12 protein-coding genes are annotated in these 13,677 nt (G+C 67.5%); 5 read left to right on the top strand and 7 right to left on the bottom strand.

Annotated elements, in window-relative coordinates; translation table 11 throughout:
- Window positions 1-10: 10 nt before the first annotated feature.
- Window positions 11-2,179 carry a malate synthase G gene (locus ACQ754_RS02960; protein WP_440995496.1) on the bottom strand — a complete coding sequence of 723 codons (2,169 nt, stop codon included), beginning with the start codon at window positions 2,177-2,179 and terminating at the stop codon, window positions 11-13.
- A 215-nt stretch (window positions 2,180-2,394) separates the two neighbouring features.
- On the opposite strand from ACQ754_RS02960, the gene sthA reads away from it, so the two are divergent.
- From sthA to ACQ754_RS02975, 3 genes are read left to right on the top strand one after another with little or no spacing between them, the layout of a single operon-like run.
- Window positions 2,395-3,792 carry a Si-specific NAD(P)(+) transhydrogenase gene (gene sthA / locus ACQ754_RS02965; RefSeq protein WP_440995497.1) on the top strand — a complete coding sequence of 466 codons (1,398 nt, stop codon included), beginning with the start codon at window positions 2,395-2,397 and terminating at the stop codon, window positions 3,790-3,792.
- A gap of 3 nt (window positions 3,793-3,795) precedes the next feature.
- Window positions 3,796-4,410 carry a DsbA family oxidoreductase gene (locus ACQ754_RS02970; protein WP_440995498.1) on the top strand — a complete coding sequence of 205 codons (615 nt, stop codon included), beginning with the start codon at window positions 3,796-3,798 and terminating at the stop codon, window positions 4,408-4,410.
- Window positions 4,410-4,838 (top strand): thioesterase family protein, encoded by a 429-nt coding sequence (locus ACQ754_RS02975; protein WP_440995499.1) that lies wholly within the window; start codon window positions 4,410-4,412, stop codon window positions 4,836-4,838. The genes ACQ754_RS02970 and ACQ754_RS02975 overlap by 1 nt, the downstream gene beginning before the upstream one ends.
- A gap of 6 nt (window positions 4,839-4,844) precedes the next feature.
- On the opposite strand, the gene ACQ754_RS02980 is transcribed toward ACQ754_RS02975, so the two are convergent.
- Entirely contained in the window at window positions 4,845-5,444 is a 600-nt protein-coding gene (locus ACQ754_RS02980; protein ID WP_440995500.1) for a TetR/AcrR family transcriptional regulator, read from the bottom strand.
- Between the two features lie 495 nt (window positions 5,445-5,939).
- Here ACQ754_RS02980 and ppk1 point away from each other — a divergent pair, with 495 nt between their 5' ends.
- Entirely contained in the window at window positions 5,940-8,018 is a 2,079-nt protein-coding gene (ppk1, locus tag ACQ754_RS02985; RefSeq protein WP_440995501.1) for a polyphosphate kinase 1, read from the top strand.
- Window positions 8,019-8,025: 7 nt separating this feature from the next.
- On the opposite strand, the gene ppx is transcribed toward ppk1, so the two are convergent.
- The 5 genes from ppx to orn are packed head-to-tail and all read right to left on the bottom strand — an operon-like array spanning window position 8,026 to window position 12,667.
- On the bottom strand, window positions 8,026-9,531 hold the full coding sequence (gene ppx, locus ACQ754_RS02990) for an exopolyphosphatase (protein WP_440995502.1): 1,506 nt from the start codon (window positions 9,529-9,531) through the stop codon (window positions 8,026-8,028).
- The gene (locus tag ACQ754_RS02995) at window positions 9,528-10,040 is read right to left on the bottom strand and encodes a SixA phosphatase family protein (protein ID WP_440995503.1); all 513 of its coding nucleotides are present in this window, start codon (window positions 10,038-10,040) and stop codon (window positions 9,528-9,530) included. The genes ppx and ACQ754_RS02995 overlap by 4 nt, the downstream gene beginning before the upstream one ends.
- An 8-nt stretch (window positions 10,041-10,048) precedes the next feature.
- On the bottom strand, window positions 10,049-11,224 hold the full coding sequence (locus ACQ754_RS03000; RefSeq protein ID WP_440995504.1) for a vWA domain-containing protein: 1,176 nt from the start codon (window positions 11,222-11,224) through the stop codon (window positions 10,049-10,051).
- Between the two features lie 2 nt (window positions 11,225-11,226).
- Window positions 11,227-12,087, bottom strand: coding sequence for an AAA family ATPase (locus tag ACQ754_RS03005; RefSeq protein ID WP_440995505.1), 861 nt, complete (start codon window positions 12,085-12,087; stop codon window positions 11,227-11,229).
- Between the two features lie 16 nt (window positions 12,088-12,103).
- Window positions 12,104-12,667, bottom strand: a complete 564-nt coding sequence (gene orn, locus ACQ754_RS03010; RefSeq protein ID WP_440995506.1) for an oligoribonuclease — start codon at window positions 12,665-12,667, stop codon at window positions 12,104-12,106.
- A 106-nt stretch (window positions 12,668-12,773) separates the two neighbouring features.
- Here orn and rsgA point away from each other — a divergent pair, with 106 nt between their 5' ends.
- Window positions 12,774-13,673: a ribosome small subunit-dependent GTPase A gene (rsgA, locus tag ACQ754_RS03015; protein WP_440995507.1), complete on the top strand. Its 900-nt coding sequence runs from the start codon at window positions 12,774-12,776 to the stop codon at window positions 13,671-13,673.
- Window positions 13,674-13,677: the final 4 nt, after the last annotated feature.

Consider the following 13,677-nt stretch of genomic DNA (forward strand, 5'->3'; position numbering starts at 1 on the left):
TGGCGGTGGTTCACCCCCGATCCTTGGCCTTGCGCTCAAGCCGGCGGGCGTGCAGCACCGGCTCGGTGTAGCCGCTCGGCTGCTCGCGTCCCTTGAACACCAGGTCGCAGGCCGCCCGGAACGCCACCCCGTCGTAGGCCGGCGCCATGGGGCGGTAGTTCGGGTCCCCAGCGTTCTGGCGGTCCACCACCTCGGCCATGCGCTTCATGGTCGCCATCACCTGCTCCTCGGTCACGATGCCGTGGTGGAGCCAGTTGGCCATGTGCTGACTGGCAATACGGAGGGTGGCGCGGTCCTCCATGAGGGCGACGTCATGGATGTCCGGCACCTTGGAACAGCCGATGCCGTGATCCACCCAGCGGACCACATAGCCGAGGATGCCCTGGGCATTGTTGTCCAGCTCCTGCTGGATCTCCTCCGGGCTCCAGTCCGCAGACTCTGCCACCGGAATGGTGAGTAGGTCGTCCAGGCTCGCGCGGCGCTGTCCGGCCAACTCCTCCTGGCGGGCCCGGACGTCGACCTCGTGGTAATGCAGCGCGTGCAGGGTGGCCGCCGTCGGCGAAGGCACCCAGGCGCAGTTGGCGCCGGCCCTGGGGTGATTGATCTTCGCCGCCATCATGTCGGCCATGAGGTCGGGCATGGCCCACATCCCCTTGCCGATCTGGGCATGGCCGCGCAGCCCGCAGGCGAGCCCCACGTCCACGTTCCAGTCCTCGTAGGCGTTGAGCCAGCGTGAGGCCTTCATCTCGCCCTTGCGGATCATCGGCCCGGCCTCCATGTCGGTATGGATCTCGTCGCCGGTACGGTCCAGGAAGCCGGTGTTGATGAAGATGATCCGCTCGCGGGCCTCGCGGATGCAGGCCTTGAGGTTCAGCGTGGTACGGCGCTCCTCGTCCATGACGCCGATCTTCAAGGTATTACGCGCCAGCCCGAGGATGTCTTCGACACGGGCGAAGAGCTCGCAGGCGAACGCCACTTCCTCCGGGCCGTGCATCTTGGGCTTGACAATGTAGACACTGCCGGCGCGGGAGTTGCGCACCGAGCCCAGGCCCTTGAGGTCATGGATAGCGATCAGCGAGGTGAACATGGCATCCAGCATGCCCTCGGGGATCTCGTTGCCCTCGCCGTCGAGCACCGCCGGCGTGGTCATCAGGTGGCCGACGTTGCGCACCAGCATCAGGCTGCGCCCGGGCAGGCTCAGGGTGCCGCCGCCGACCTTATGGTACTCGCGGTCGGGGTTGAGCCGCCGGGTCACGGTCTTGCCGCCCTTGTCGAAGCGGTGCTCCAGGGTACCGCGCATCAGCCCCAACCAGTTGCGGTAGACGTTGGTCTTGTCCTCGCCGTCCACGGCGGCCACTGAGTCCTCGCAGTCCTGGATGGTGCTGACTGCCGCCTCCACCACCACGTCCTTGATCCCCGCGGGGTGGTCACGGCCGATGGGGTGATCCGGGTCGATCTGCAGCTCCACGTGGAGGCCGTGATTGGCCAGGAGCACGCCCTCCAGGGGTTCCTCGCCGCGGTAGCCCACGAACTGGCTCGGATGGGCCAGCGCGGTTTCGCTGCCATCGGAGAGCGTGATCACCAGTCGTTCCCCTTCCCGGGCGAAACCGGTGACATCGGCGTGGCGGCCGTCCGCGAGCGGGGCGATCTCGTCGAGGTAGTCCGCCGCATAAGCCATGACCCGGCGGCCACGCACCGGGTTGTAGCTGGTGCCCTTTTCAGCGCCGTCGTCCTCGGGGATCACGTCGCTGCCGTAGAGCGCGTCATAGAGGCTACCCCAGCGGGCATTGGCCGCGTTCAACGCATAGCGGGGGTTGCTCACCGGCACCACCAGCTGCGGGCCGGCCACCTCGCCGATCTCCGGATCGACATTGGTGGTGGTGACCTGGAAGTCCTCGCCCTCCGGCTGGAGATAGCCGATCTCCTCGAGAAACGCCCGGTACTGCCCCTTGTCGAAGTCCTCCCGATGCTCGCGGTGCCAGGCGTCGATACGCTGCTGGAGCTCATCGCGTCGGGCAAGGAGCTCGCGATTGCGCGGGCCGAGCTCGCGAACCAGCGACTCCAGGCCCTCCCAGAAGGCCTCCGGCGTCACACCGGTACCGGGGGCCGCCTCCCGCTCCAAGAGCTCGTGCAGGGGCTGCGCGATCCGAAGCCCTGCCTGTTCGATCCGTTCGGTCATGGTCGTACTCCGCTGAATGCACTTGATCACCGGCGCTCGGGGGCGCCCTCCGGACACCCAATCCTAACGGCGTCGACGTGGCGCGGCAATATTTGTGGAAATCCATTCCATTACGTATCGAGGATGATCCAGGAATCCGGCGCGCTTCGACCTCACGGCCCATGCCCTCTATAATGCGCCCCTGTCCGGCCAGTATAGCGACCAGCGGGGAGCCTATGAGCGGCAAGCACTTCCACACCATCGTCATCGGCAGTGGCCCGGGCGGCGAGGGGGCCGCGATGAAGCTCGCCAAGGGCGGCAAGCGGGTGGCGGTGGTGGAACGCCACACCGAGGTCGGCGGGGGCTGCACCCACTGGGGGACCATTCCCTCGAAGGCGTTGCGTCACAATGTGCGGCGGATGATGGAGTTCAACACCAGCCCGCTGTTTCGCGAGATCACCGCCCCCGCGAACCTCTCTTTCCCCACGGTACTCCGGACCGCCGAACGGGTGATCGACCAGCAGGTGGGGCTGCGCAGCAGCTTCTATGCCCGCAACGACGTGCCGGTCTACGGTGGCCGCGCCCGCTTCGCCGACGAGCATACCCTGGACTTGGAGGGCCACAATGGCCGGGTCACGCGCCTCACCGCGGACCACTTCATCCTCGCCACCGGCTCCCGGCCGTATAATCCCGCGGATGTGGACTTCACCCATCCACGGGTGTTCGACAGCGACCAGATCCTCTCGCTGGGCTATACCCCGCGGACGATCACGATCTATGGCGCCGGCGTGGTGGGCAGCGAGTACGCCTCCATCTTCCGCGGCCTCGGGGTCAAGGTGGACCTGGTCAACACCCGCGACCGAATGCTCGCGTTCCTGGACGACGAGATCTCCGATGCCCTGTCCTACCACCTGCGCGAGCATGGCGTGCTGATCCGCCACGGGGAGGAGTACGAGCGTGTGCGCCCGGGTGACGAGCACGTAATCCTGGAGACGCGCTCCGGCAAGCGCATCAAGAGCGACATCCTCCTGTGGGCCAACGGGCGCACGGGCAATACCGACAACATGGGCCTGGAGGCGTTGGGCATCCAGCCCAACGGACGCGGGCAGGTGGAGGTCAACGAGGACTTCCAGACCGCGCAGCCGCACATCTACGGCGTCGGGGACGTGATCGGCCAACCCAGTCTCGCCAGCGCCGCCTATGATCAGGGGCGCTACGTGGGTCATCACATCATCCACGGCGAGTGCGACTACCGCCTCGCCCACGACATCCCCACGGGCATCTACACCATCCCCGAGATCAGCTCCGTGGGTAAGACCGAGCGCGAGCTCACCGAGGCGAAGGTGCCCTATGAGGTGGGCCATGCCTTCTTCAAGGACCTCGCCCGGGCGCAGATCTCCGGGCAGACGGTGGGGATGCTCAAGATCCTCTTCCATGTGGATACCCTGGAGCTGCTGGGCATCCACTGCTTCGGTGACCAGGCCGCCGAGATCGTGCATATCGGCCAGGCGATCATGGCGCAGCCGGGGGAGGCCAACAGCCTGATGTACTTCATCAACACCACCTTCAACTACCCGACCATGGCGGAGGCCTATCGGGTGGCAGCGCTGAACGGATTCAACCGGATCCCCTGACCCATGGAGCGCGTCCCGGTCGGCTTCTATTTCGACTATGTTTGCCCGTTCTGCTACGTGGCGAGCCACCGGCTGCGCCGGATCACCCGGGAGTACCCGGTGGCGGTGTGTTACCGCTTCGTCGAGATCCATCCGGATAATCCGGTAACCGGGCGGCCGCTCTCGGAGCTGGGCTATCCGCCAGCACAATGGGCGCGGATGCAGGCAGCGTTGGAGCAGATGGTGGCGGAGGAAGGCCTACCCTTGGCCGAACGCAGCTTCACCACCAATACCCGCCAGGCGCTGCTGCTTGCCCGCAGGGCGCTGCAGCAGCGCCCGGGACGTTTCCTCGCCCTCCATGACGCCCTGTTCCATGCATTCTTCGCCGAGCGCCGGAACATCGGCGACCCAGCGGTGTTGACTGCCCTCGCCGCCGAGCATGGCGTCGCGGATCTGCTGCCCGAAGCCGACGACCCCGCGGCCCTGGCCGGATTACTCGAGGATGTGGAGATGGCACAGACCGTAGGCCTCACCGGCGTTCCCACTTTGCAGGTGGGTGAGCGGGTGTTCCCGGGGGCAGTCTCCACCGAGACCCTGGTGGCCGCGCTGGCCACGTATACCGAGGAAGGCGGCGATTGATGGCACGCGTCCAGCTCACGCTCCCCGAACGCATGCCCTTCGCCCATCGACTCACTGTCCGCGTGACTGATCTGAACTTCGGTGGCCACATGGGCAACGAGATGGTGCTGGTCTACGCCCAAGAGGCAAGGGCGGCGTTCCTGACCCATCACGGCTACTCGGAGAGCAACGTCGAGGGCCTCGGGATTATCGTCGCCGATGCGGTGGTCATGTACCGCGCGGAGGCCTTCGCGGATGACCCCCTCGACATCCGGGTCGGCCTGGACGGTTTCAACCGCTACGGCTGCGATATCTACTACCACCTCCTCCACGCGGACCGGGGTCATGAGGTGGCCAGGGCGAAGACCGGCATCGTGTTCTTCGATTATGGGGAACGCCGGATCGCCCGGGCGCCGGGTGCTTTCCTGCAGCGCTTTAGCACTACCTGAGCGCCGTCAGCGTCTACGCACCAGCTCGCGGTCGTAGCCGGGGATCAGCGACTCGCCGACCAGGTGCATATACTCGTGGAAGCCCTCCCCCTGCGGGAGCACATCGGGGGCGTCCCGGCGTAGCTGCAGGGTGCCGAGAAACATGGAATAGGCCAGCACCGCCCGGGCCCCGGCCTGTTCCGGCGTGGCACCCAGGGCGCGGTAGCATTCCTGCAGGAACTCCAACCGCCGCTCCATGACGCGGCGGACCACGGCGGCGATCAACGGCTGGTCACTGGCGCCCGCCAAGGTGAGATACAGTCGCCCCGCCCGGCGGCTGCCGTCGGCCTCTCGGAACAGGCGCGCAAGGCGCTTGCGCGGGTCGGTCTCCTCGGCGGCCCGGGCGAGCACCTCGTCGGTCTCGCGGCGCTCCCATAGCGCCAGCGCTGCCTCGAGCAGAGCGTTGCGGTTGCGGAAGTGCCAATAGAAGCTGCCCTTGGTGACGCCCAGTGTCCGTGCCAGCGGCTCCACGGACAGCCCGCGCATCCCTTCCGCGGCGATGGCCTGGAGCGCCGCCTCGGCCCAGTCCTCCGCCCGCAGCGTATCTCTCGCCCGCCGGTTCTCCATGCGGGGAACTCTAGGCCATACGCCATCGTATGGCAAAAGGAAGGTCCGCCGCCGTTGGCGGCGGACAGGGCAGACCCCGGTCCTCACCGGGGCGGGGGGAGCCGCTGCTGCCGGCGTTATTCGCCGGGTGGGGTCGGGCTTTGCAGCCGCTTACGGCGGTTGCGAAAGCTCACCTTCACATCTCGACCGGCCTGCTGATGCACCGGTCCCTCGGAGACCTCCGGCTCCCGTAAGGGAGCCTCCATGGGTCCCTGCCGCTCCGGTGGGGGCTTGCGGTCCCCCGCCGGCCGATTACGTCCCACCCGTGGGGGCCAGCGTCGGAACCGCTTCTTTTGACCGTCGTCGCCCGTCATTGCTCGATACCCGTAACGCGTTGGTGGCTCATCAATGGGATAGGGGCGCATTCCCCGGATTTCAACTCGCGGCGGTCATCTACGCGAAACCCCGCAGCGGGTACACTGGTGGCCTCTCCGCGAGCCCATGGAGCACCCGGTAATGGACACGCCGGATCTGAAGAACCCGGAACTCTACATCAATAGACAGCTGAGCCTGCTGGAGTTCAATCGGCGGGTCCTCGAGCAGGCGCGGGACCCCGCGAACCCCCTGCTCGAGCGCGTCAAGTTCCTCTGTATCGCCTCGAGCAACCTCGACGAGTTCTTCGAGATCCGCGTCGCCGGGCTGAAACAGGCGCTGGAGATGGGTGCCTCCCAAACCGGCCCGGACAACCGCAGCGTCCAGGAGGTGCTCCGCGAGATCGGCAGCCGGGCCCATGAGATCGTCGCCCTGCAGTACGAGCTCCTCAACGAGGAGCTGATCCCGGCGCTCAACGACACCGGCATCCACTTTCTGCGACGGGGGGAGTGGACCCCCGAACAGGCCACCTGGGTGCGTGAGTACTTCTACCGCTCGCTGCTACCCATCCTGAGCCCCCTGGGGCTCGATCCGGCGCACCCCTTCCCCCAGGTGCTCAACAAGAGCCTAAACTTCATCGTCTCCCTGGAAGGCAAAGACGCCTTCGGCCGCAACAGCGGCCTGGCCGTGGTACAGGCACCCCGGGCGCTGCCGCGCATCATCCAGTTGCCCCCGGAGATCGCGGGCAACGGGGCCTGGGACTTCGTGTTCCTCTCCTCGATCATCCACGCCCACGTCAATGACCTCTTCCCCGGCATGAATGCACGCGGCTGCTACCAGTTCCGGGTGACACGCAACAGCGATCTCTACGTTGATGAGGAAGAGGTGGATGACCTGCTCCGGGCCATGGAGGGCGAGCTCCCCTCGCGCCGTTACGGCGACGCCGTGCGCCTGGAGGTCGCGGCCAATTGCCCGGAGCACATGTCGGATTACCTCCTCGAGGAATTCGAGCTCGGCCGCGATGACCTCTACCAGGTCAACGGCCCGGTCAACCTCAACCGCCTGCTCGCCGTCTACGACCTGGTGGACCGCCCGGAGCTCAAGTACCCCTCCTTCACCCCCGGCCTGCCGGCCCAACTCGCCCACGCCAGTGACCTGTTCAAGGTCCTGCGGGACCGCGATGTCCTCCTCCACCACCCCTACGAGTCGTTCGCGCCCGTGGTGGAGTTCGTCCGCCAGGCGGCGGCGGACCCCGAGGTCCTCGCCATCAAGCAGACCCTCTACCGCACCGGTCCGGACTCGGTCATCGTCGATCACCTGGTGGCCGCGGCGCGCGCCGGTAAGGAGGTCACCGTCGTGGTGGAGCTACGCGCCCGCTTCGACGAAGAGGCGAACATCAAGCTGGCCAACCGGCTCCAGGAGGCCGGGGCCCATGTGGTCTACGGGGTGGTAGGCCACAAGACCCACGCAAAAATGATCCTCGTGGTCCGCCGCGAGGGGGCACGGCTGCGCCACTACACGCACCTTGGAACGGGCAACTACCACTCCCGCACCGCCCGGCTGTACACGGACTACGGGCTGTTCACCGCCGATCCGGTCATTGGCGAGGACGTGCACAAGGTCTTCCTCCAGCTCACGAGCTTGGGCAAGGTGAGCACGCTCTCCAAGCTGTTGGAATCGCCGTTCACGTTGCACGAGGGGATGCTCGCGAAGATCGAGCGCGAAGCGGCACATGCCCGGGCGGGCCGGCCGGCGCGGATCATCGTCAAGGTCAACTCCCTGGTCGAATCGCGGGTGATCCGTGCGCTCTATGCGGCCGCCACGGACGGTGTGGAGATCGACCTCATCGTCCGCGGCATGTGCTGCCTGCGCCCCGGCGTGCGTGGGATCTCCGAGAACATCCGGGTGCGCTCCATCGTCGGCCGTTTTCTCGAGCACACCCGGGCATTCTATTTCGCCAACGGCGATACGCCGGAGTTGTTTTGCTCCAGTGCCGACTGGATGGAGCGCAACTTCTTCCGCCGGGTGGAGACCTGCTTCCCGGTGGAGGATCCGGAGTTGCGCGAGCGCATCGTCACCGAGCTGCAGTGCTATCTCGACGACAACTGCCAGGCCTGGGAATTGCAGCCGGACGGCAGCTACCGCCAGTGCACGCCAGCGGAGGGGGAACCGCTGCGGGCCGCACAGCTGGAGCTCCTCCGCCATCACGCCGAGGGCGGTTAAGGGCCTCTCAGCAGGCGATCTCCAAACGGAACCCGGCGGGCTCGAGGTGTGCCGCCTCGGCCCGCAGGTCCGCCGCGGCGAGGGGATGGGCATCCAGCCATCCTTCGGGGAAACGCAGGACGAGCCGCGCCCCCGTCACCTCGAGGCTAACCTCCGGTAGCAGCGCGGCACTGCGGCCGCGGTGCAGGAGCACCGCCAGGCGCAACAGTACCGCAAGGCGACGCGCGCGCCGGATCCGTTCGCCGGGCAGCTCGCTAAAGGCCTTACCCGAAAACTTCCGACGGTGCACCCGCACCAGCGCGGCGAGCTTGATCTGCTCGTCCCGGGAGAAGCCGGGCATATCGCTATAGCGCAAGATGTAGGAGCCGTGCTTGTGATACTGGCTGTGGGAGATATCCAGCCCGACTTCGTGCACGCGCGCCGCCCAGCGGAGCACGCGCCGTGCCCGGGCGTCACCCAGCATCCACGGGCCGGCCGCCTGCTCCAGCAACGTCAGCGCGGTGCGCTCCACGCGACGCGCATGGGCGACGTCCACATGGTAACGGGCCGCCAGGTCCTCCACCGTAAGCTCCCGAATATCATCATCGTGGATGCGACCGACCAGATCGTGGAGTACCCCCTCGCGTAGCGCGCCGTCGGCGGCGTCCATCGCGTCGATACCGAGGGCCTCGAATACCGCCGTGAGTATGGCCACTCCCCCCGGGAGGACCTGGGCGCGGTGGTTGCTTACGCCCTTGAGGCGAACGGCATCCACATGGCCGGCCTTGCACAAGGCGCGAGCGAGTCGCTGCAGTCCGGGATGGGTGATATCGCCTTCCGTCCAGCCCGCCGCCCGGAGCGCCCCCCCGATGGCACGAATGGTCCCCGAGGCCCCCACACTGTGCGCCCAGCCCCGGGCCAGGAAATGCCCCTGAACCGGCTCTAGCTCCATCAGTGCCGCGAGGCGCGCCTCATCCATTGCCGAACGACGGATCCGACCGTCCGGGAAGAAACGCTGCGTAAAGCTCACGCAGCCCATATGCAGGCTTTCAATGGTGTGGGGGGCGAAATGCTCACCGAGGACCAGCTCGGTGCTGCCACCACCGATATCCACCACCAGGCGCTGTCCATCGCCACCGGCGAGGCTATGGGCGACACCGAGATAGATCAGGCGTGCCTCCTCATGGCCACCGATCACCTCGATCTCATGGCCGATAGCCGCCTCGGCATCGGCGATGAAATCCGCGGCATTGCGCGCCCGGCGCAGGGTATTGGTGCCCACCACGCGGACGCAGTCCGCCGGCAGCTCCCGCAGCCGCTGGCCGAAGCGCTGCAGACAGCCGAGCGCGCGCTCCCGGGCGGCGGCATCCAGACCCTTTTCCGGCGTGAGCCCGGCCGCCAGGCGCACGGGCTCGCGCAGGCGGTCCAGCACCTTGAGCTGCCCCCCGTCCACCCGCGCAACCACAAGATGAAAGCTGTTGGAGCCCAGATCTAGCGCAGCGACCTCCGCCGGGCGTGACTCCCGTTCGCTCACCCGCCCCCCCCGAGCCGACAAGCCAGGCGCGGCGGCACTAGCCATTCCAGCTCCGCTTCCCCGGGGGCGATCGCGCCGGGGAAGGTCACCAGCGCCGAACCGGCCTTCTTCAGGGGCAGGGGGCGGGCGGGCTCCCCCTGCAGGGCCCGGGCGAGCCAGATCCCGAGATCCGGTTCGTGTCCGACCAGCACCACCGGGGACGAATCAGGGACCCGGAGCACCTCATCCAACCCGGCAGGATCCGTCCCCGGAGCCAGGTCAGCGGATTCCTCCAGGGCGGCGGACGGGAACGCCGTCGCCAGGATCTCGGCGGTCTCCCGGGCACGCCGCAGGGGGCTGTGCCGGATGCGCCGCGGCGGTGCCATCACGGTGGCGAGGCCCGCGGCGACCTCGCGCATCCGCCGAATCCCCTTGTCCGTGACCGCACGGCGGGCGTCGGGGACCCCGGCCCTGGCCGCCTCGGCACGATCCTCGGCGATGGCGTGGCGGAGCACGAGCACCTGCAGCATGGCGCCTCCTAGCGGTTCAGGGCGTACATGGCCTCCTCCAGCCCGTCCGGCGTGAGGGGATACATCCGATCATCGATGACCTCCCGGATCATGGCCGTGGATTGGGTCCACTCCCAGCGGCGCGGCGGTTCCGGGTTCAGCCAGGCCAGGTGCGGAAAGGTATGGGCGAGCCGCCGCAGCCAGGTCTCCCCCGACTCCTCGTTCCAATGCTCCACCCCGGCGCCCGGGAGCTTGACCTCGTAGGGGCTCATGGCGGCGTCGCCCACCACGATCACGCGGTAGTCGGGATCGAAGGTGTGCAGCACCTCCCAGGTGGGTACCGCGCTCTCCCGACGCCGGGTGGCATCGCGCCAGACCGTCTCGTAGAGGCAATTATGGAAGTAGTAGTAGGTCAGGTGTTTGAACTCACTACGGGCCGCCGAGAACAGCGCCTCGCACAGCGCGACATGATCGTCCATGGAGCCGCCGATGTCGAAGAACACCAGCACCCGGGCGGCGTTGTGACGCTCGGGGACCATGCGCAGGTCCAGCTGCCCGGCGCGCCGGGCGGTGGAGCGGATGGTCTCGTCGAGATCCAACTCCTCGGCAGCCCCCTGCCGGGCGAAGCGCCGGAGCCGGCGCAGGGCAAGCTTGAGATTGCGGGTATCCAGGGCCTGCTCGCCGTCGAGGTTGCGGAAGCGCCGCTCATCCCAGACCTTGACCGCCCGGCGATGGCGGGATCGGTCCTGGCCGATGCGCACGCCCTCCGGGTTGTAACCCCAGGCCCCGTAGGGCGAGCGCCCGGCGGTACCGATCCACTTGTTCCCGCCCTGATGACGCTCATCCTGCTCGCCGAGGCGCTCGCGCAGCGTCTTCATGAGCTCTTCCCAGCCCATCCCCTCCAGCTCCGCCTTCTCCGCGTCGCTGAGCTGCAGCTCCGCCTGACGGCGTAGCCACTCCTCCGGGATCTCCGCCTCCAGTGCCGCGGCCAGGTCCTCGACGCCGCTGAACCAGGCCGAGAAGACCTGATCGAAGCGGTCGAAACGGGTCTCGTCCTTGACCAGCGCGGCCCGCGCGAGGTGGTAGAAATCCTCGACGCTTCCAGGGGTGACCCGGGCCTCCAGGGCCTCGAGCAGGGTGAGGAACTCGGTGACGCTCACCCGCAGGCCGGCGCCGCGCAGCGCCTGCAGGAAGCCGATGAGCATGGTTACTCCGCCCTGCCCTGCTGCTGGCGCCGCCGGGCCATGAACATCAACCGCTCGAACAGCTGGGTATCCTGCTCGTTCTTCAGCAGCGCGCCGTACAGCGGCGGCAGGGTTTTCTCGCGGTTGCTCTCCCGCAGTACCGCCGGATCGACGTCCTCGGCCATCAGCAGCTTCAGCCAGTCCAGCAGCTCGGAGGTGGAGGGCCGCTTCTTGATCCCCGGCATCTCCCGCAGGCCAAAGAACACCTCCAGCGCCTCACGGATCAGGCTGCCCTTGAGGTCGGGGAAATGCACGGCAATGATGCGCTCCATGGTTTCCCGATCCGGGAAGCTGATGTAGTGGAAGAAGCAGCGCCGCAGAAAGGCGTCCGGCAGCTCCTTCTCGTTGTTGCTGGTGATGATGATCACCGGCCGGTGCCGCGCACGGATGGTCTGCTGGGTCTCGTAGACATGGAACTCCATGCGGTCGAGTTCGCGCAGCAGGTCATTGGGGAACTCGATGTCCGCCTTGTCGATCTCGTCGATGAGCAGCACCGGCGGATCCGCGGAATCAAAGGCGTGCCAGACCGGGCCAGGCACGATGTAGTTGGCGATATCGTGGACACGCTCGTCGCCGAGCTGGGAGTCGCGCAGACGCGAGACCGCATCATACTCGTACAGCCCCTGCTGGGCCTTGGACGTGGACTTGATATGCCATTCGAAGTACGGCATCCCGAGGGCCTCGGCGACCTCCTGGGCCAGCAGGGTCTTACCGGTGCCCGGCTCGCCCTTGATCAGTAGCGGCCGCTTCAGCGTGGCCGCCGCGTTGACCGCCATGGTGAGGTCGCCGGTGGCGACGTAGCGTTGCGAACCTTCAAAGCGCATGGGGAGGGGTCTCCGTTCATTCGCCGTTGGCGACGGGCACGCGCAGGAAATGCTCCCGGTAATAGCGCAGCTCCGCGATGGAATCGCGGATGTCGTCCATGGCCAGATGGCTGCTCTGCTTGCTGAAACCCTTGAGCAGCTCCGGCACCCAGCGCCGCGCCAGCTCCTTGATCGTGCTCACGTCGAGATTGCGGTAATGGAAGTACTCTTCCAGCTCGGGCATGCAGCGGTGCAGGAAGCGTCGGTCCTGACAGATGCTGTTGCCACACATGGGCGACGCCCCTTTCGGGACCCAGCGGCGCAGGAACGCCAGCGTCTCCGCCTCGGCCCGGGCCTCGTCCACGTCGCTGTGACGCACGCGATCGATGAGCCCCGAGCCGCCGTGCTGGCGCGTGTTCCACTCGTCCATGGCGTTGAGCACCGACTCGTCCTGATGGATGGCACGCACCGGCCCCTCGGCAAGGATATTGAGATCCTTGTCCGTGACGAGGGTAGCGATCTCGATGATGGCGTCCCGGTCGGTGTCCAGGCCGGTCATCTCCAGATCGATCCAGATGAGATTGTCCGCCGAGTGGGCCATCCCGCCCCCAAGTGGTTGCTGCCCCGCGATTGTGGCGCATTCTAACAGAGGCTATTCTGCGCTGCCGGCAGGGGCGGAAGGGACAGCAGCGCATGCGGGGCAGGCAATGACGGGCATGCATGCCGGCCGAGTGGCGGTCGCCTACGGGCGCGAGGTGGTGGTCGAGGAGGAGCACGGCGCCCTGCTCCGCTGCCTGATGCGCGGCCGCCGCGGTCCGCGCCCGGTCTGCGGTGATCGGGTGGAATACCGCCGTACCGAAGGCAATGGGATCATCGAGCGCGTGCTGCCCCGCGAGACGGTGATCGAGCGCGGTGATTTTCGTGGCCGGCCGCGGGCACTGGCCGCCAACGTGGACCTCATGGGCGTCGTGCTCGCCGAACCGCCGGGCGTGGACACATTGCTGCTGGATCGCTACCTGGTGCTTGCCCGCCACGCCGGACTCGCCGTGGCACTGGTGGTCAACAAGTGTGACCGCCTCCCCCCCGAGGCCCGGGAGCGCATCGCCGCGGCCCTGAGCTATCGTGGCGAACTCCACGGTGCGCCGCTGCACTGGGTAAGCGCACGGGAAAACAGCGGCCTAGACGCCCTCGCCGCAGAGCTCGCCGGGCGCACCGCCATCCTGGTGGGGGGGTCCGGGGTGGGCAAGTCGTCGCTGATCAATGCCCTCATCCCGGATCTCGCCCTACGGATCGGGGCACTCTCGGAGGTCAGCGGGCAGGGACGGCATACCACCACCGCTACCACCCTGTTCCGACTCGCTGGTGGCGGTGCGCTTATCGACTCCCCCGGCGTCCGCACCCTGCGCCTCGATCACCTGCCGCCGGCGAGCGTACTCGCCGGCTTCCCCGAGATCGCGCGCTATATGCCGGAGTGCCGCTTCAACGATTGTCGCCACGACCGCGAGCCCGGCTGCGCCGTACGCGCCGCCGCCGCGCGGGGGGCCATCGCCGCGGACCGGCTCCGCCACTTCCACACCCTCCTCGCGGAGGCGGTCGGCAACGGCTGACCGC

It is taken from the genome of Arhodomonas sp. SL1 (assembly GCF_052060015.1).
Taxonomy (GTDB): Bacteria; Pseudomonadota; Gammaproteobacteria; order Nitrococcales; family Nitrococcaceae; genus Arhodomonas.